Source organism: Paraburkholderia humisilvae (assembly GCF_902859855.1).
GTDB classification, from domain to species: domain Bacteria; phylum Pseudomonadota; class Gammaproteobacteria; order Burkholderiales; family Burkholderiaceae; genus Paraburkholderia; species Paraburkholderia humisilvae.
In genome coordinates, this window is sequence record NZ_CADIKH010000001.1 from 260,260 (window position 1) to 278,986 (window position 18,727).

At 64.1% G+C, this 18,727-nt stretch carries 17 protein-coding genes; 10 read left to right on the top strand and 7 right to left on the bottom strand.

The window, feature by feature from the left end; all coding sequences use genetic code 11:
- Positions 1 to 456, bottom strand: coding sequence for an FKBP-type peptidyl-prolyl cis-trans isomerase (locus HV796_RS01110; RefSeq protein WP_175224303.1), 456 nt, complete (start codon positions 454 to 456; stop codon positions 1 to 3).
- A gap of 290 nt (positions 457 to 746) precedes the next feature.
- Here HV796_RS01110 and radC point away from each other — a divergent pair, with 290 nt between their 5' ends.
- The 4 genes from radC (at position 747) to nadB (ending at position 3,969) form a co-directional block, all read left to right on the top strand.
- A complete protein-coding gene (gene radC, locus HV796_RS01115) occupies positions 747 to 1,454 on the top strand; it encodes a RadC family protein (RefSeq protein ID WP_246355635.1) in 708 nt (235 codons plus the stop codon).
- A gap of 255 nt (positions 1,455 to 1,709) precedes the next feature.
- Positions 1,710 to 1,943 (top strand): 50S ribosomal protein L28, encoded by a 234-nt coding sequence (gene rpmB / locus HV796_RS01120; RefSeq protein WP_175224307.1) that lies wholly within the window; start codon positions 1,710 to 1,712, stop codon positions 1,941 to 1,943.
- 10 nt (positions 1,944 to 1,953) lie between these two features.
- Positions 1,954 to 2,121, top strand: a complete 168-nt coding sequence (gene rpmG, locus HV796_RS01125; protein ID WP_175113661.1) for a 50S ribosomal protein L33 — start codon at positions 1,954 to 1,956, stop codon at positions 2,119 to 2,121.
- Between the two features lie 249 nt (positions 2,122 to 2,370).
- A complete protein-coding gene (gene nadB / locus HV796_RS01130) occupies positions 2,371 to 3,969 on the top strand; it encodes an L-aspartate oxidase (protein WP_175224542.1) in 1,599 nt (532 codons plus the stop codon).
- A gap of 109 nt (positions 3,970 to 4,078) precedes the next feature.
- Here nadB and nadC read toward each other — a convergent pair whose 3' ends face one another.
- The 6 genes from nadC to purN all read right to left on the bottom strand — a co-directional run bounded on the left by nadC (position 4,079) and on the right by purN (position 10,983).
- Positions 4,079 to 4,984: a carboxylating nicotinate-nucleotide diphosphorylase gene (gene nadC, locus HV796_RS01135; RefSeq protein ID WP_175224308.1), complete on the bottom strand. Its 906-nt coding sequence runs from the start codon at positions 4,982 to 4,984 to the stop codon at positions 4,079 to 4,081.
- Positions 4,984 to 6,123: a quinolinate synthase NadA gene (gene nadA, locus HV796_RS01140; protein WP_175224310.1), complete on the bottom strand. Its 1,140-nt coding sequence runs from the start codon at positions 6,121 to 6,123 to the stop codon at positions 4,984 to 4,986. Before nadA ends, nadC begins: the two co-directional genes overlap by 1 nt.
- Before the next feature lie 135 nt (positions 6,124 to 6,258).
- Positions 6,259 to 7,455: a DesA family fatty acid desaturase gene (locus tag HV796_RS01145; protein ID WP_175224312.1), complete on the bottom strand. Its 1,197-nt coding sequence runs from the start codon at positions 7,453 to 7,455 to the stop codon at positions 6,259 to 6,261.
- 203 nt (positions 7,456 to 7,658) lie between these two features.
- A complete protein-coding gene (locus HV796_RS01150) occupies positions 7,659 to 9,008 on the bottom strand; it encodes a mechanosensitive ion channel family protein (protein WP_175224314.1) in 1,350 nt (449 codons plus the stop codon).
- Positions 9,009 to 9,043: 35 nt separating this feature from the next.
- Entirely contained in the window at positions 9,044 to 10,303 is a 1,260-nt protein-coding gene (locus HV796_RS01155; RefSeq protein WP_175224316.1) for an RsmB/NOP family class I SAM-dependent RNA methyltransferase, read from the bottom strand.
- Complete coding sequence (gene purN / locus HV796_RS01160) at positions 10,300 to 10,983, bottom strand: phosphoribosylglycinamide formyltransferase (protein ID WP_175224317.1); 684 nt, start codon at positions 10,981 to 10,983, stop codon at positions 10,300 to 10,302. Before purN ends, HV796_RS01155 begins: the two co-directional genes overlap by 4 nt.
- Before the next feature lie 142 nt (positions 10,984 to 11,125).
- Here purN and HV796_RS01165 point away from each other — a divergent pair, with 142 nt between their 5' ends.
- The 6 genes from HV796_RS01165 to dut all read left to right on the top strand — a co-directional run bounded on the left by HV796_RS01165 (position 11,126) and on the right by dut (position 18,710).
- The gene (locus HV796_RS01165; RefSeq protein ID WP_175224319.1) at positions 11,126 to 12,139 is read left to right on the top strand and encodes a bifunctional riboflavin kinase/FAD synthetase; all 1,014 of its coding nucleotides are present in this window, start codon (positions 11,126 to 11,128) and stop codon (positions 12,137 to 12,139) included.
- Positions 12,140 to 12,347: 208 nt separating this feature from the next.
- A complete protein-coding gene (ileS, locus tag HV796_RS01170; protein ID WP_175224321.1) occupies positions 12,348 to 15,185 on the top strand; it encodes an isoleucine--tRNA ligase in 2,838 nt (945 codons plus the stop codon).
- On the top strand, positions 15,185 to 15,685 hold the full coding sequence (gene lspA, locus HV796_RS01175; protein WP_175224323.1) for a signal peptidase II: 501 nt from the start codon (positions 15,185 to 15,187) through the stop codon (positions 15,683 to 15,685). The genes ileS and lspA overlap by 1 nt, the downstream gene beginning before the upstream one ends.
- A gap of 259 nt (positions 15,686 to 15,944) precedes the next feature.
- Entirely contained in the window at positions 15,945 to 17,168 is a 1,224-nt protein-coding gene (gene coaBC, locus HV796_RS01180; RefSeq protein WP_281369755.1) for a bifunctional phosphopantothenoylcysteine decarboxylase/phosphopantothenate--cysteine ligase CoaBC, read from the top strand.
- Positions 17,169 to 17,217: 49 nt separating this feature from the next.
- The gene (locus HV796_RS01185; protein ID WP_175224325.1) at positions 17,218 to 18,219 is read left to right on the top strand and encodes an LLM class flavin-dependent oxidoreductase; all 1,002 of its coding nucleotides are present in this window, start codon (positions 17,218 to 17,220) and stop codon (positions 18,217 to 18,219) included.
- A 44-nt stretch (positions 18,220 to 18,263) separates the two neighbouring features.
- On the top strand, positions 18,264 to 18,710 hold the full coding sequence (gene dut / locus HV796_RS01190) for a dUTP diphosphatase (protein ID WP_175224327.1): 447 nt from the start codon (positions 18,264 to 18,266) through the stop codon (positions 18,708 to 18,710).
- Positions 18,711 to 18,727: the final 17 nt, after the last annotated feature.

The window sequence follows — 18,727 nt, forward strand, 5'->3', positions numbered from 1 at the left end:
TTACAGGATTCCGATGATTTTCACTTCGAACGCGAGCGCCTGGCCGGCGAGCGGGTGATTGAAATCGAACAGGGCCGAGGTTTCGCCGACCTCTTTCAGCACGCCCGCGTAGCGTCCGCCGCCTGGCGCATTGAATTCGACGAGATCGCCGGGAGAAAAATCCTCGCCCAGCATGCTGTTTTCGCGCAGCGTCGCGAGCGACACCCGCTGGATCAACTCCGGGTTGCGCGGGCCGAACGCCTGACCAGACACTAGCTGAAAGGTCGAATGGTGGCCGACCTTCAATCCCAGCAAAATATCCTCCAGCGGCGGTGCCAGTTGGCCCGCCCCTAGCAGCAGCGTAGCCGGCTTGTCGGCGAAGGTGTTGACGATCTCGGCGCCATCGGCAAGCGAAAGCCGGTAATGAAGCGTGACGTGCGAACCCGGTTTCACTTCGGAGATGTCGATGATGCTCATGCAGTACTCGTTCGGTCGGAATGCGCGAGGCACCGTTGCACCGTGTGCCTACGCCGCGGCGCCTCGCGCGCGCCCTGTAGGTGGCCGCGCGGCGCGACGCGCGCGGTGCTGCGCGTGTTGCCAGAACGCGCCGCGCAACGGTGCCCGGCGCAAAGCCTGTATTGTAAGCCACATATCCGGTGGCGGCTCGCACCACGCGCCTGCGGCGCGAGGCCGCGCAGCGCCGGACCGCGGGGGCCGCTGACATGGATGACGGTATCTGCATTGCCCACGAACACGCGGCGGCGCCCATGCTGCCGGCCCCGGAGAGCGCGCCGGCCGCTCGCCGCGAGGGCTTTCCACCGAAGCAGGACATGCCCCGTGAGCGGCTGCTCAAATTCGGGCCGGGCGCGCTGTCCAATTCAGACCTGATCGCACTGATCCTCGGCTCGGGGCTGCCCGGCCGCAACGTATTCGAAATGGCCCGCACGCTGGTCGAGCGCTTCGGGTCCATGCGCGCGATACTCAACGCGACCGAAAAGGACTTCACCGGGTTGCACGGCATCGGCCCCGCGAAAATCGCACAGTTGCTTGCGATCATCGAGATGGTCCGCCGCGCGCTTCACGAGGAACTCGAACAGCGCTCGCTGCTCGACTCGCCGCAGGCCGTCGACGACTATCTGCGCCTGCGGATCGGCGGGCTGCCGCACGAGGTGTTCTACTGCCTTTATCTGGACGCGCGGCACCGGCTGATCCAGCCGGAAGAGCTCGCGCGCGGGTCGTTGACCCAGATGACGGTCTATCCGCGCGAAATCGTCCGGCGCGCGCTGCTGGTGAACGCGGCGGGCCTGATCGTCGCGCACAATCACCCGTCAGGCGCAGCCAGGCCGAGCGCCGCCGACCGCCAGTTGACCCGGCTGCTGCAACAGGCGCTTGCGCTCGTCGACGTGCGACTGCTCGATCATGTCGTGGTCGGCGCGAGGGACGTATACTCGTTCGCACGCAACGGCCTGATCTGAGTCAGCGTCGGTGCCGCGCGTCCTTCCTGGCGGCAAAAAGTTTGATTTTGCGGGTTTTTTTCTGCTAGAATCGCGGTTTGCCTCTTTCCAAACCTGTAACCCTGTTCGAAGTAGCCTTCCAAGGCCTTCCGGAATTGACGGGAAACCAGCAGGCGAACGTCCCTATGGACGTTACCGCGGGTCGTCGCCAGTGCCTCATTCCAGGAAACTTAACGGCATTCGGGCTCAGAATTTAAGCGTATTAGGAGTGCTCTCATGGCACGCGTATGCCAAGTAACTGGGAAAGCGCCGATGAGCGGCCACAACGTTTCCCACGCGAACAACAAGACCAATCGTCGTTTTCTTCCGAACCTGCAAAGCCGCCGTTTCTGGGTTGAAAGCGAGAACCGTTGGGTGCGTCTGCGCGTTTCGACCGCCGGCATGCGCCTGATCGACAAGAACGGTATCGACGTAGTGCTCGCCGACCTGCGCGCACGCGGCGAAGTCTAAGGAGTCAATCATGGCTAAAGGCGCACGCGACAAGATCAAGCTGGAATCGACCGCCGGCACCGGTCACTTCTATACGACCACCAAGAACAAGCGCAACATGCCGGAAAAGATGGAGATCAAGAAGTTCGATCCCGTCGCCCGCAAGCATGTCGCTTACAAGGAAACCAAGATCAAGTAAGTCTGGTTTCTTTATCCAGAATGCCCCGCCCACGTGCGGGGCATTTTGTTTTGCGGACCGTTTCGACCATATTTAGAGTACCTGCCGCGCCGCGTCTGTCGCCCGGCGTCTCTTGCCTATTCCTGCCGGTATTTGTCATTGGCCGTTTGGCCAGCTTTTCCTCGCGGTCCGCGGCGCGTATGCTCTTTGGTTTCTTACCGGCAAGCGGCCCGCCGCGCGCCGCGACAACAGGAACATGAGATGCAGCAGATGAATTTCGATGTAGCGATTGTCGGAAGCGGCCTTGCCGGGTTGAGCGTCGCGCTGAACCTTGCCCGGTCGCGGCGCGTCGCGGTCATTGCAAAGCGCTCGTTGATGGATGGTGCGAGCGACTGGGCGCAAGGCGGTATTGCCGCAGTGCTGGATTCCGCCGACAGCGTCGAGAACCATGTACGCGATACGCTGATTGCGGGTGCCGGGCTATGCGACGAAGCGGCCACGCGCTTTATCGTCGAGCATGGCCGCGAAGCGATCGAATGGCTGATCGCGCAGGGCGTGCCGTTCACGAAAGACGACGCAGCCGAGCTCGGTTTTCACCTGACGCGCGAAGGCGGCCATAGCCATCGCCGCATCATTCACGCGGCGGATGCAACGGGCCACGCCGTCGTCGCCACGCTCAGCGAACAGGTGCGTACCCACCCCAACATCACGCTGCTCGAAGATTACTACGCGATCGATCTGATCACGTCCGATCGCCTGGGCCTGCCGGGGCGCCGCTGTCACGGGCTCTACGCACTCGATCTGAAAAGCGGCCGCACCGTCACGGTCGAAGCGCCGCATACGGTGCTCGCCACGGGCGGCGCGGGGAAAGTCTATCTGTACACGACCAACCCCGACACCGCGACCGGCGACGGCATCGCGATGGCATGGCGCGCCGGCTGCCGCGTCTCTAACATGGAGTTCATCCAGTTCCATCCGACCTGCCTGTTTCACCCTTACGCGAAGTCGTTCCTGATAACCGAAGCCGTGCGCGGCGAAGGCGGTCTGTTGAAACTGCCGGACGGCACCCGCTTCATGCCCGCCCACGACGAACGCGCCGAACTGGCGCCGCGCGACATCGTCGCCCGCGCGATCGACTTTGAGATCAAAAAGCGGGGTATCGACTGCGTCTATCTCGACATCAGCCACCAACCGGCCGCGTTCCTGCATGAGCACTTTCCGACTATCCTCGCGCGCTGCATGGAGTTCGGCATCGACATCACGAAGCAGCCCATTCCGGTCGTACCGGCCGCGCACTACACGTGCGGCGGTGTCGTCACAGACCTCGCGGGCCGCACCGACCTCACAGGGTTGTACGCGGTCGGGGAAACGTCATGCACGGGTCTGCACGGCGCGAACCGCCTCGCCAGCAATTCGCTGCTCGAGTGTCTGGTGATCGGCCGATCCACGGCTGCCGCGATCGAACAGGAAGGTTTTGGCGCAACCGTGCACGCGCCGTTGCCGGATTGGGACGAAAGTCGTGTATCGGACCCGGACGAAGAAGTGGTCGTCGCACACAACTGGGACGAGTTGCGCCGGCTGATGTGGAATTACGTCGGCATCGTGCGCACGGACAAGCGGCTCGCGCGTGCGAAGCATCGGGTCTCACTGCTGCGAGACGAGATCCACGAGTACTACGCGAACTTCAAGGTGAGCCGCGATCTGCTCGAATTACGCAACCTGGTCGATGTCGCGTCGCTGATCGTCGAAGGAGCACGGTCGCGGCGCGAAAGCCGCGGCCTGCACTTTAGCCGCGACTGGCCGGCCGCATTGCCGAAGGCGCTGCCGACCGTGTTATCGCCCGAACCTGTGCCGAACCGGCACCTGTGAATATTCGCCCAAGTAAAAGGCCATCGCGCACCCCAAACGGTATTGCCGCGACAGCCTTTTCCTGGGGCCGCGCCGCCTTTGCCTCGGCGCGACAGACTCAGGCTGGCGGCTAGATGATACGCATCGAATAATCGGTCGCTCGCACGTCTTTCGTCAGTGCGCCAACCGAAATACGGTCGACGCCGGTCTCGGCAATCGTGCGGATCGTCTCGAAGTTCACGCCTCCTGACACCTCGAGCACCGCTCGTCCCGCCGTGACACGCACCGCGTCGCGCATCGCTTCGAATGAGAAGTTATCGAGCAGCACCGAACGGGCACCATGCGCAAGCGCTATGTCGAGTTGATCAAGCGTTTCAACTTCGATCTGAACCGGCACCTTCGCGTCCAATGCCAGTGCGGCATCCATTGCGGCGGCCACGCCGCCCGCCGCGGCGATATGGTTTTCCTTGATCAGAATCCCGTCGTACAGCGCGAGCCGCTGATTCGCGCCGCCGCCCACACGCACCGCGTACTTCTGCGCGAGCCGCAGTCCCGGCAATGTCTTGCGCGTATCGAGCACCCGTGCGCGCGTGTGGCTGATCGCGTCGGCGAAACGCCGCGTCGCCGTCGCAACACCGGACAGCATCTGCAGGAAGTTCAATGCGTTGCGCTCAGCCGTCAGGAGCGAACGCGCCGGGCCGCGCAACGCGCAGACCGTCGTGTCGGCCGTCATCCGGTCGCCTTCCCGATAACGCCAGCGCACATCGATACGCGGATCGACGCGGCGCATTACTTCGTTGAACCACATCACGCCGCACAACACCGCCTCTTCGCGGACGATGATTCGCGCATCGCGCATCTCATCGGCCGGCACGAGGCGCCCGGTCAGGTCGCCGCTGCCCACGTCCTCGGCAAGCGCGTCCGCCACGTTACGCGCGAGCGCTGCATCGAACGCGTCGCCGTATTGCGCACGTATTTCCTCAAAGAGCGGCGACACCACGTCGCCCAGATAGTTAGGCTGCCCGCCAGCACCCATCACGCGGCCCCCACGTTCGTAAACAGCGCGCCATCGCGCGCGAGGTCGCCGCTCGCCTGCACGCGCTTCTTGTGACGGGCGGCGAAATCCAGCATCCGGTCGATCGGCAACTTCGCGCGCGCGCCGATATCCGGATCGACGAAGATTTCGTTCTGGCCACGCTCGAGCACGTCGGCGAGATTGGCGAGACCGTTCATCGCCATCCATGGGCAGTGCGCGCAGCTCTTGCAGGTCGCACTGTTGCCGGCGGTCGGCGCTTCGATAAATGTCTTGCCAGGCGCCGCAAGCCGCATCTTGTGCAAAATGCCGAGATCCGTCGCGACGATGAAGTGCGTCGCATCGAGTCGTCGAGCCGCATCGATCAGCTGCGTGGTCGATCCGACCACGTCAGCCTGCGCGACCACGCTTTCCGGCGATTCCGGATGAACAAGCACTTTCGCGTGCGGATAGTCCGCGCGCAGCACATCGAGCTCGATGCCTTTGAACTCGTCGTGGACAAGACACGAGCCTTGCCACAGCAACATATCCGCACCCGTCTTCTTCTGGATGTAGCTGCCCAGATGGCGGTCCGGCGCCCAGATGATCTTTTCACCGCGCGCATGCAAGTCGGCGACGATCTCGAGCCCGATCGACGACGTCACCATCCAGTCCGCGCGCGCCTTCACCGCGGCGCTCGTATTCGCATAGACAACCACCGTGCGGTCGGGATGGGCATCGCAAAACGCCGAGAACTCATCTGCCGGGCAACCCAGATCGAGCGAGCAGGTCGCATCGAGATCCGGCATCAGGATCCGCTTGCCTGGGCTCAGAATTTTCGCCGTTTCGCCCATGAACCGAACCCCGGCGACCACCAGCGTCTGCGCCTCATGATCGCGGCCGAAGCGCGCCATTTCGAGCGAATCGGCCACGCACCCGCCGGTTTCGTCAGCGAGCTCCTGCAACTCCGCGTCGACGTAGTAGTGCGCAACAAGCACAGCCTTTTCGCGCTTGAGCAACGCGCGAATGCGTTCCTTCAGCGCAAGTCGTTCTTCGGCGGACGGCGTCTGCGGAACCTTGGCCCACGCTTCGCCGATACCGCAGGTCATCCCTTGCGCAAGCGGGCGGTCGTACTCGATGGTCCTGATTACCTGATTCATCATTTCCTCAGTCCAGACAAGTGCATCTGAAACGCGGCCATCGACGTTATCCACGTCGTATTCGAAGGCCCAGAATGCGAAAAACCCCGCCAACGCGGGGTTTTTGACGTAAACCGAAGTTTAATGGATTTCGTCGTGTCAGGCGTAGCGCCGCAGGCGCAGCGCGAACTCCTGCAGCGCCTTGATGCCGCTCTGTTCTGCGCGATGGCACCACGCCTGCAATTGTGCAAGCAACTGCTCGCGCGAGGCATTCGAGCGCTCCCACATCGCCGCCAGCTCGTTGCGCAGCTCGATATAGGTACGCAGCTTCTGGCTGTTCGCGAAGATTTGCGGCAACTGGCGCTTCTGCGGCTCATCGAGCCCCGCCTCTTCCTTGTGGAACCAGTTGCGCGCGCTGCGCATCAGCTGATACTTCTCGCGCGCGCCCACTTCTTTCAGATGAGCGAGCTCCTGGCGATATGCGCGCTTGAGCGCCTTCCCGTAACTCGCCATCACTTCATAACGGTTCGCAAGTACCGCCTGCAGTGTGTCCTGATCGAGCACGAGCTTGCGGGAGCCCAAACGCGGCGTCGGCGCGACCTTCTTCACCGTCGCGAGCCGGCACGCCGACAGGATGCGGATGTACATCCAGCCGATATCGAACTCGAACCATTTGTTCGACAGCTTCGCCGACGTTGCGTACGTATGGTGATTGTTGTGCAACTCTTCGCCGCCAATCAGGATGCCCCACGGAAAGATATTCGTGCTGGCGTCCGCGGAGTTGAAGTTGCGATAGCCCCAGAAGTGCGCGAGGCCGTTGACGACACCCGCCGCCCAGAACGGAATCCAGATCATCTGCACGGCCCACACGGTCAGACCGACAGCGCCGAACAACGCGACGTTGATCACCATCATCAGGCTCACGCCGAGAATCGGATACTTCGTGTAGACGTGGCGCTCGATCCAGTCGTTCGGCGTACCGTGACTGAACTTGCGCATCGTTTCCTCGTTCTTCGCTTCGGTACGATACAGTTCGGCGCCTTCGAGCAACACCTTCCAGATGCCGCGCGTTTGCGGGCTATGCGGGTCTTCCTCCGTCTCGCACTTCGCGTGGTGCTTGCGGTGAATTGCCGCCCATTGGCCAGTCAGCATGCCGGTCGTCATCCATAGCCAGAAACGGAAAAAATGACTGACCACGGGATGCAGATCCAGCGCGCGATGCGCCTGGCAACGATGCAGATAAACGGTTACGCCGACGATCGTGACGTGCGTGACCGCGAGCGTATAGAGGACCAGTTGCCACCATGAGAGGTGAAGCAACCCATGGGCGAGAAAGTCGAGCAGCGAGTTGGACAAGGCTATTTACCTGAAACGGACGACACCCGCGCAAGCATACAACGGCGCGCGTCATGAAAGTGAAAGCATGCGATCGAATTGGACGATATTCTACTTGAACGGTTCCAAGTCGTTGTAAAAAATAAGAAATTTGTTGTGGCGCATCAAACCGCGCCAGGCTGCGGCCGCGCTCGAGGCCGTGTCGCGCTTCGCATCGGAGCGTATCACGCGGCGTCGCCGGGCTGGTTGGCTGGCGGTGCGGTCATCAACGATGGAGCATCCGCAGTGCCTGCGCCGACCATGCGAATTTCCCGTTGCGCATAGGGAATCGCAATGCCGTGTGCGGCAAAAAGCCGCCAGACATTGCGATTGACCGAGGAGCGCACGCTCCCGGTGCCGCTCGCCGCATCCGCGACCCAATAGACCAGCTCGAAATTGATGCCGTCCGGCCCGAAACCGATCAGCAGGGGCGTCGGCGCCGGGTCGTGCAGAACGCGGTCGACGCCGGTCGCGGCCTGCGCGAGCAGCGCCATGGCCTGCTCGACGTCCGTCGCGTAGGCGACCGTCACGGCCGCTCTCACCAGGCCACGCGTCAGAAACGACGACTGGTTCTGCACGACATCGGTGATCAGCCGCTCGTTCGGAATCAGTGTTTCGATGCCGTCGAGGCCGCGCACGACGGTATAACGCGTGCGAATCTGCGTAACCCGCCCTTGCAGCCCGCCGACATTGATCGTGTCGCCGATGCGCAGCGAGCGGTCAAGCAGGATGATGAAGCCGGACACGTAGTTGCTTGCGATCTTCTGCAGGCCGAAGCCGAGCCCCACGCCAAGCGCACCGCCGAACACGCCGAGCACGGTGAGGTCGATGCCGACCAGCGACAGGCTGATCAGCAGTGCCGCCAGCACGAAAAGCGCGCGGCCGACCCGCGCGAGCACAACCTTCAGGTTCGCATCGAGCGTGGTTGCGCGCATCACACGCTCTTCGAACGAAGCGCCGAGCCACATCGCGACCACCATCGTCACGCACACCCACAGCAGGCCCGACAGCAGCGACGCCAAGGTGACGTGCGTATTCGCGATCCGGAAGTTCACGCCCGCCATCCAGTCGAGCACGCTGTCCTGGATGCCAAGCACCGTCAGCACCATGCCGGCCCACACGACGAGCGACACGACCCGTTCGACCAGCGCCAGCCAGGTATGGGTCTGCCCGTCGCGGCCGAACACGCGCCGCGCGAAGAAGAACACGATAAAGATCATTCCGATGCCGACCAGCGGCACCAGCGCGAGGTCAAGCAGCGCCGTATGGATGAAGCGCCCGGCGATGGCACGCGCGATCCACACGAAGAGCGCGCCGATTAACGGGAAGAACGCGCGGTTCAACGCCTCGGCGCCGAACCGCAGCGCCTCATGCGCGCTCACCCGCCGCGCGTCGAGCGCGCGGCGCAGCAGCCGCGCGGCCAGCCAGGCAAGCGCGAGCGCACCGACCAGCACCGCGACCTGCCACAGCGCGGCGCGCTGCCCGAGATCGCGCAGCAGATTGGAAAGCGGCTCGATGAACGGAGCATTCTGCATGGTCGTGGCGCGTGCCGTTCCGCGTTATCGCTGCGTCAGTCGCGGCGTTCCAGCACGGCCGCGAAAAAGCCATCGGTCGCGTGCCGGTGCGGCCACAGCGACAGGTAGTCACCCGTGTCCAGCTCGATGCGCTGTTCCGCGAGCACGTCGCGCGCCGGAACCAGCGTGAAATCCGGATGATCGGCGAGAAACTGCGCGACCACCGCCTCGTTTTCCGCTTCGAGAATGCTGCAGGTCGCGTAGATGAGCCGGCCACCCTTCTTCACGAGGCGCGCCGCGCTCGCGAGAATAGCCGTCTGCTTCGGAGTGAGTTCGCCGATCGATTCGGGCGACTGCCGCCACTTCAGGTCCGGATTGCGTCGCAGCGTGCCGAGACCGCTGCACGGCGCGTCGACCAGCACGCGCTCGATCTTGCCCGCGAGACGCTTGATCTTCGCGTCGTGTTCGCTGTCGATCAGCACGGGGTTCACGTTCGACAGGCCGCTCCTCGCGAGGCGCGGCTTGAGCTTCGCGAGACGCCGCTCGGAGACGTCGAACGCATACAGACGTCCGGTCGAACGCATCATCGCGCCAAGCGCCAGGGTCTTGCCGCCCGCCCCCGCGCAGAAATCGACGATCATCTCGCCGCGCCGCGGCGCGACGAGCGTGCACAACAGCTGGCTGCCCTCGTCCTGCACCTCGATCCAGCCGTTCTGGAACGCGTCGAGCTTCGTGAGCGGCGGCTTGCCGGCCACCCGTACACCGAACGGCGCGAACGGCATCGCGCCGGCGTCGATGCCCGCATTCGTCAGTGCCTGCAACACCTCGTCACGACTCGCCTTCATCGGATTCGCCCGCAAATCGAGCGGCGCCGGATAGTTCAGCGCGGCCGCGAGCTGCACGAGTTCCTGCGGTTCGAAACGCTTCGCCAGTGCCTCGTAGATCCAGTCCGGCAGATTCATCTGAATGCGCTGCGGCAGGCTGCCGGGATCGATCTTCGCAATCCGCTCGAGCCATTCCCGTTCCGCTTCGGTCACGAACGGGTTCACCGCGGCGCGGCCCGCGGTCTGCATCAGGCCGAGCAGCGCCAGACGGCGCACCGGGCTGCCGCTGCCGCTTTCGGCCAGATGCGCGAATTCCATGCGCCGGCGCAGCACCGCGAACACCGCTTCGGCGATCACCCCCCGCTCGCCATGGCCGAGCTTCGGATGGGCACGGAAAAAGCGGCTCGTCGCCGAGTCCGCCGGCCCCTCGAACTTCAGTACTTCTGCGAGCAGCGTCTCAGTCTGGCCAATCAGAAAACCGTGCAACCTCATGCACCCTCCGGGGTGGTGTCGTCAGCCGCTTCTCTTGCGCGGCGGGTATCGTCGAAGAAAAATCCCTGCGGCTCGGGCGGCGTCAACATGACGCGCTCGCCGTCGAGCGCAAGCCGCCCTTCGACGAACCAGCGCACCGCGCGCGGGTAAATAACGTGTTCGGTGGCGAGCACGCGCGCGGCGAGCGCCGCCGCGTCGTCGCCGGCGCGCACCGGCACCACGGACTGCGCGACAATCGGCCCGTGATCGAGCCGCGGCCTGACGAAATGCACCGACGCGCCGTGCACGCGCACGCCGGCGTCAAGCGCCTGTTGATGCGTCTTCATGCCTGGAAAGCTGGGCAGCAGCGACGGATGAACGTTCAGCATCCGCCCGGCGTAACGTTCGACGAACCCATCGGTCAGCACGCGCATGAAGCCTGCGAGCACCAGCAGGTCGGGCGCGTAGCCATCGATCATATTGGCGAGCGCGGCGTCGAACGACGCGCGGTCGGGAAACTGGCGGTGGTCGACCACCGCGGTGGGAATGTGCTGCGATGCCGCGTACTGCAGCCCGGCGGCGTCGGGGCGGTTGGCAATCACGGCGGCGATTTGCGCCCGCCAGCGCTCGCGCGCGCAGGCATTCACAATGGCCTGCATGTTGCTGCCCCGTCCGGAAATCAGTATGACGAGTTTTTTCATCCACGGATTTTATCATCTGGCACCGCGCGAACCGCGTCGCGCCGCCGTGCGCGGCCTCGTGCGTTTATAATCGTTTGTTTTGCGGGGATCTGTCCCGCTTCATTCATCACGTCACCGACCGTACCAACCAGCGCCCGCTATCGTGAGAGTTTTTCGGGGTCTTCCCAATGCCGAAAGTCGCGCGCCCTGCGCGCTCACCATCGGCAACTTCGACGGTGTCCACCGCGGCCATCAGGCATTGCTCGCGCACGTGCGCGCGGCCGCCGATGCGCGCGGCCTGCCCGTCTGCGTGATGACCTTCGAGCCGCACCCGCGCGAATTCTTCAACCCGGCCGGCGCGCCGCCGCGTATCGCGATGCTGCGCGACAAGCTGGAAGCGCTGCGCATGAACGGCGTCGACCGCGTGGTGGTCGAGCACTTCAACCAACGGTTCGCAAGCCAGTCGCCGGATGCCTTCGTCGAACGGATCATCGTCAACGGGCTGCACGCGCGCTGGGTGATGATCGGCGACGATTTCCGCTATGGCGCGAAGCGTGCCGGCGACTTCGCCTCGCTGAAAGCGGCCGGCGAGCGCTTCGGCTTCGAAGTCGAGCAGATGCAGACCGTCGCCGATCCATCCGGCGCGCGCATCTCGAGTTCCGGCGTGCGCGCGGCGCTCGTCGCGGGCGACCTCGATGCGGCGCGCGCGGCGCTCGGCCGCGACTATCTGATCAGCGGACACGTCGTGCACGGACTGAAACTCGGGCGCGACCTCGGCTTTCCGACGCTGAATCTGCCCATCGCGCACAAGCGGCCAGCTCTGTCGGGCATTTTCGTCGTGCGCGTACACGGCATCGGGTCCGAACCGCTGCCGGGCGTCGCCAGTCTCGGGTTGCGCCCGACGGTCGACGACTCGGGCCGCGTGCTGCTCGAAGTGCATTTGCTGGACTGGCATGGCGACGCGTATGGCAAACTCGTGCGCGTCGAGTTTCTGAAGAAGCTGCGTGACGAGGAAAAGTTCGTCGACCTCGAAACCCTCAGCGCCGCCATTGCGCGCGACGTAGCGGGCGCGCGCGCGTGGTTCGCGGCACTCGGCGCGCCGGGCGCCGCTGCGCCGGGCGCACCGGGCAGCCGGTCGACAGGCTTCTCGACGTCGGCCACCGACCGAATTAGATAACGGCCGCGGTGCGTGCGCGGGGCGCCGCGCGCATCGCCGGGCCGCCCGCGTCGCCACGCGCCGCCGAGCGCGACGCGCAACACGCCGCAATAACAGACATCGAGGGCGCACCCAACGCACGCAAACCGCGCCGCGTCGCACTCGTCTCGCAAACCCGCGCCGACCATCGCACCACCGGCGCCAACACCGTATTCACCGCCACGTCACCATGAGCAACAAGAAAGCCGATTCGAAACCGCAAGCCAAGTATCCGGTCAATCTGCTGGATACACCGTTCCCGATGCGCGGCGACCTGCCGAAACGCGAGCCGCAATGGGTCAAAGACTGGCAGGAACGCAAGGTCTACGAAAAGATCCGCGCGGCCTCCAAAGGCCGCACGAAGTTCATCCTGCATGACGGCCCGCCATACGCGAACGGCGACATCCACCTCGGCCACGCGGTGAACAAGATTCTGAAGGACATGATCGTCAAGGCGCGCAATATGGCGGGCTTTGACGCGGTCTATGTGCCGGGCTGGGATTGCCACGGCATGCCGATCGAAATCCAGATCGAAAAGCAGTTTGGCAAGTCGCTGCCGGCCGCCGAAGTGATGCAGAAGGCGCGCGCCTACGCGACCGAGCAGATCGAAAAGCAGAAGGCGGGCTTCCGGCGCCTCGGCGTCCTCGGCGACTGGGACAACCCGTACAAAACGATGAACTTCGCGAACGAAGCCGGCGAAATCCGCGCGCTCGCGAAGATCATCGAAAAGGGCTACGTGTTTCGCGGGCTCAAGCCGGTGAACTGGTGCTTCGACTGCGGCTCGGCGCTCGCCGAAGCGGAGGTCGAGTACAAGGACAAGACCGACCCGACGATCGACGTGATGTTCACCTTCGCGGAACCCGAAAAGACCGCGCAGGCATTCGGTCTGCCCGCGCTGCCGCGTGCCGAAGGCGGCATCGTGATCTGGACCACCACGCCGTGGACGATCCCCGCGAACCAGGCGCTCACCGTGCATCCGGACGTGGTCTACGCGCTCGTCGATACGCAGCGCGGCCTGCTGATCCTTGCTGAAGAGCGCGTGCAAGCGTGCATGAAGGACTTCGAGTTGCAAGGCCGGGTGCTCGCCACCACGCCGGGCACGAAGCTGGTGAACCTGCGCTTCTATCATCCGCTCGCGTCCGCGCACCCCGGGTACAAGCGCACGTCGCCGGTTTATCTCGGCGACTACGTGACCACCGATACCGGCACCGGCATCGTCCACACGTCGCCGGCCTACGGTGTCGAAGACTTCATGGCGTGCAAGGCGCACGGCATGGCCGATTCCGACATCATCAACCCGGTGATGGGCGACGGCCGCTTTATCGAATCGCTCGCGCTGTTCGGCGGACTGTCGATCTGGGTCGCGAACCCAAAGATCGTCGACGCGTTGCGCGCGGCTGGCACGCTGCTGCGCAGCGAAAAATTCCAGCACAGCTACATGCACTGCTGGCGCCACAAGACGCCGATCATCTACCGCGCGACGTCGCAATGGTTCGCCGGCATGGACGTGAAGCCGCGCGACGGCGGCGCGACATTGCGCGAAACCGCGCTCGCAGGCATCGAAGCCACCGCGTTCTATCCGTCGTGGGGCAAGCAGCGCCTGTTCGCGATGATCGCGAATCGCCCGGACTGGACGCTGTCGCGCCAGCGCCAGTGGGGCGTGCCGATGGCGTTCTTCGTGCACAAGGAAACCGGCGAATTGCATCCACGCACGCTCGAATTGCTCGAAGAAGTCGCGAAGCGCGTCGAGGTGTCGGGCATCGAGGCGTGGCAAACGCTCGATCCGCGCGAACTGATCGGCGACGAGGCGAACCTGTACGAAAAAAACCGCGACACGCTCGACGTCTGGTTCGATTCGGGCACCACGCACTGGCACGTGCTGCGCGGCTCGCACAAGGACCAGCTGCAGTTCCCCGCCGACCTGTACCTTGAAGGCTCGGACCAGCATCGCGGCTGGTTCCACTCGTCGCTGCTGACCGCGTCGATGCTCGATGGCCGGCCGCCGTACAACGCCCTGCTCACACACGGCTTCACGGTCGACGGCGAAGGCCGCAAGATGAGCAAGTCGCTTGGCAACGGCATCGATCCGCACGAGGTCGCCAATCGCCTTGGCGCGGAAATCATCCGGCTGTGGATCGCATCGACCGACTACTCCGGCGAGCTCGCCATCTCCGAGGAAATCCTGAAGCGCGTGACCGAAAGCTATCGGCGCATCCGCAACACGCTGCGCTTCCTGCTCGCCAATCTGTCGGATTTCGATTTCGCGCAACATGCGCAGCCCGTGGGCGAATGGCTCGAGATCGACCGCTATGCGGTCGCGCTGACGGCGAACCTGCAAGCCGACATCCTCGCGCACTACGACCGGTACGAGTTCCACCCGGTCGTCGCGAAGCTGCAGACGTTCTGCTCGGAAGACCTCGGCGGCTTCTACCTCGACGTGCTGAAGGACCGCCTGTACACGACCGCGCCGGACTCCGCCGCGCGCCGTTCCGCGCAAACCGCGCTGTATCACATCGCGCACGGCCTGCTGCGCATGATGGCGCCGTTCCTGTCCTTCACCGCCGAGGAAGCGTGGAAGGTGTTCCAGCCGCAAAGCGGCACGATCTTCACCGAGACGTATCACGCGTACCCCGAGGTGCCGGACAGCGCCGCGTTGCTCGACAAGTGGACGCTGCTGCGCGCGGTCCGCGGCGACGTGACGAAGGCGCTCGAAGAAGCGCGGGTGGCGAACCTGATCGGCTCGTCGCTGCAGGCCGAAGTCGAGCTGCGCGCGAGCGGCGCGCGCTACGATGCGCTCGCCAGCCTCAACGACGACCTGAAATTCGTGCTGATCACGTCGGCGGCAAACGTCGTCAGGGTGAACAGCGAAGCGGAAGAAGGCGTCGAGGTGATTGCGTCGAAGTATCTGAAATGCGAGCGTTGCTGGCACTATCGCGCCGACGTCGGCCAGAACACCGAGCATCCGACGCTGTGCGGCCGCTGCGTCAGCAATCTGTTCGGCAACGGCGAAGCGAGGAGCGCGGCATAATGTCCAGAAGCCTGTCGAAATCCGCCGGCGGATCGCTCGCGCCGTGGCTCGGCGTCGCGCTGATCGTAATCCTGGCCGACCAGTTGACGAAGATTGCGATCGCGAAAGTGTTCGCGTACGGTGAATCACACGTGATCACGCCGTTCTTCAATCTCGTGCTGGTATACAACCGGGGCGCGGCGTTCAGCTTTCTCGCGATGGCGGGCGGCTGGCAACGCTGGGCGTTCACGTTGCTCGGCATTGTCGCGGCGCTCGTGATCTGCTATCTGCTCAAGCGCCACGGCACACAGAAGATGTTTTGCACGGCACTCGCGCTGATTCTGGGCGGCGCGCTCGGTAACGTGATAGACCGGCTGATGTACGGCCATGTGATCGACTTTCTCGATTTCCACGTCGGCGGCTGGCATTGGCCCGCGTTCAACCTCGCCGACAGCGCGATCACGATCGGCGCGGTACTGCTCGTGATCGACGAATTGCGGCGCGTGCGCGGCGCGCGATGACGCGGCGCGCTCGAGTGGCGGCGTCGTTCGAGCCGGACGTTTGAACAAGGGCTGCGGCGCGCGCTGACGTCATGCATCGGCTTGCGCATTGTGTCGGATCGGCAGCGCACGGACGTCATGTTTCAGTCGGAGACTTCAGGTGACAAACAAGCTGACGAATGACCCACAGGACACACGTGACCCGCGCGACGCGTCGAGCGCCGTACCAGCCGGGCCAGACGCCGGTGTCGCTCCCGTGAAAGCGTCCGCAAACGGCGCTATCGATGCCGCAGCCTGCGGAGAACTCGCCGGTAAGCACCTGTTGCTCGGCATGACGGGCGGCATCGCCTGCTACAAGATTGCCGAGCTCACGCGCCTGCTGGTCAAAGCCGGCGCGACCGTGCAGATTGCGATGACCGACGCGGCCACGCAGTTCATCACGCCGGTCACCATGCAGGCACTGTCGGGCCGCCCGGTCTACACGAGCCAGTGGGACGCGCGCATTGCAAACAACATGCCGCATATCGATCTGTCGCGCGAAGCGGATGCGATCGTCATCGCGCCCGCGTCCACCGATTTTCTCGCGAAGCTCGCGCATGGCATGGCCGATGATCTGCTGTCGACACTATGCGTGGCGCGCGACTGTCCGTTGCTCGTCGTACCAGCGATGAATCGCCAGATGTGGACCCACCCGGCGACGCAGCGCAATGTCGCGCTGGTACGTGGCGACGGCGTGCGGGTGCTCGGACCCGATTCCGGCGCACAAGCGTGCGGCGAAATCGGCGATGGACGCATGCTCGAGCCTGAAGCCACCTACGAAGCAATCGTCTCGTTCTTCCGGCCGAAAATCCTTGCGGGCCGGCGCGTGCTGTTGACCGCGGGCCCAACCTTCGAGCCGCTCGACCCGGTGCGCGGCATCACAAACCGCTCAAGCGGCAAGATGGGCTTCGCGCTCGCGCGCGCCGCCCAGCAGGCTGGCGCGGACGTGCATCTGGTCGCCGGTCCGGTCGCGCTCGAAACGCCGTGGGGCGTGCATCGCGAAGACGTGCAGACCGCGCAGCAGATGTACGAAGCCGTGATGCGCGCGGTGCCCGACTACGACATCTTTATCGGCGTGGCCGCGGTTGCGGACTGGCGCGCGGAACACGTCAGCCAGCACAAAATCAAGAAGACCGCTGACCGTACGGTGCCAACCTTCACGTTCGTCGAGAATCCGGACATTCTGTACGCGGTGGCCAACCTGACGCATCCGCCCTATTGCGTCGGCTTCGCGGCCGAGAGCGGCGACCTCGACGTGCACGGCGAAGCGAAGCGCGTGCGCAAGAACGTGCCGCTGCTGGTCGGCAACCTCGGGCCGCAAACCTTCGGCCGCGACGACAATGAAATCGTACTGTTCGACGCTGCCGGCATCACGCGGCTACCGCGCGCCGGCAAACCGGCACTCGCGCTAGCGCTGATCGCCGAGATCGCGCGGCGTCTGCCGGACGCGAGCCTGATCGGTTGAAGGTCGCCGCCCGCGTCGCGTACCAACATTCTTTGGGAGCGCTGCTGTCATGACGCTACTTTCCGTCCTCGATCAGACGCCCGTGATCGACGGGCATTCGGTGGCCGATGCGATCGCCGCAACGGTCGAACTCGCTCAGCTGGCGGACGATCTCGGCTACACACGTTACTGGTGCGCCGAGCATCACGGCTTGCGCGGCGTGTCGAACCCGTGTCCCGAGGTGATGCTCGCGCACCTTGGCAGCGTGACCAAACGGATCCGCATTGGCTCGGGCGGCATCATGCTGCCGTACTACAGCCCGTTCAAGATCGCCGAGCAGTTTCTGATGCTCGAGGCGCTGTTTCCGAACCGCATCGATCTGGGTGTCGGGCGAGCGCCAGGCGGCGACATGCGCACCGCGCAGGCGGTCGCGGCCGGCACTTACAATCGCGGCGATATTTTTCCGCAGCAGGTTGCCGATCTCGTCGGCCTGATGAAGGGCAGCTTGCCTTCTGACCATCTCGCGCATGGTGTACTGCTGCAGCCGCAAATCGACACGCGGCCGCAATTGTGGATGCTCGGCTCAAGCGACTTCGGCGGCATGCTTGCCGCGCAGCTCGGTATCCGCTTTTCATTTGCGCACTTCATCAACGCGCACTTCGGCCATACCGTCGCGCAAGCGTATCGCGAGCGCTTTCAGGCGGGCCATGAAGCGAAACCTTATCTGGCCGCGGCCGTATTCGCGATTTGCGCGGATACCGAACGCGAAGCCGCCGACCTCGAAAAAGCGGTTGATCTGCGCCGCGTGCAAATGGCATATGGATTGAACGCACCGATTCCGTCGATTGCGCAAGGTGTCGCACAGGAGTACGGCGCGCGCGAACAGTTGATCATCGATCGTGAGAAGCCGCGCAGCATCATCGGCACGCCGCAGACGGTGACCGAACGTCTGCATGCGTTGCAAGAACAATTCAATGCCGATGAACTGATCGTGCTCACCGTCGCCGGCAGCTATCAGGCGCGGCTGCGTTCGTACGAGCTGCTTGCCGACGCGTTCGAACTTGGTCGTTGAGCATTGGCATTCTTCACCCCATCCCAACTCAAAACCTGAACTGCATGAAACTGGACCTGAAGATTCTCGATGCGCGTATGCGCGACTTTTTGCCGGCTTACGCGACGCCGGGTAGCGCGGGACTCGATTTGCGCGCTTGCCTCGATGAACCGCTAACGCTGCGGCCGGGGGACACGGCACTTGTGCCCACCGGGCTCGCCGTGCACGTCGGCGACGCCGGCTATGCGGCACTGATTCTGCCGCGTTCGGGCCTCGGGCATAAGCACGGCATCGTGCTCGGCAATCTGGTCGGGTTGATCGACTCGGACTACCAGGGACAGTTGATGATCTCAACCTGGAACCGCGGGCAAACCGCGTTCACGTTGAATCCGATGGAGCGGCTCGCGCAACTGGTGATCGTGCCGGTCGCGCAGGCGCAGTTCAATATTGTCGATGAGTTCATTACTAGCGAGCGTGGCGCAGGCGGGTTTGGCAGCACGGGCAAGCATTGACATTGCGCAGTCTTGAC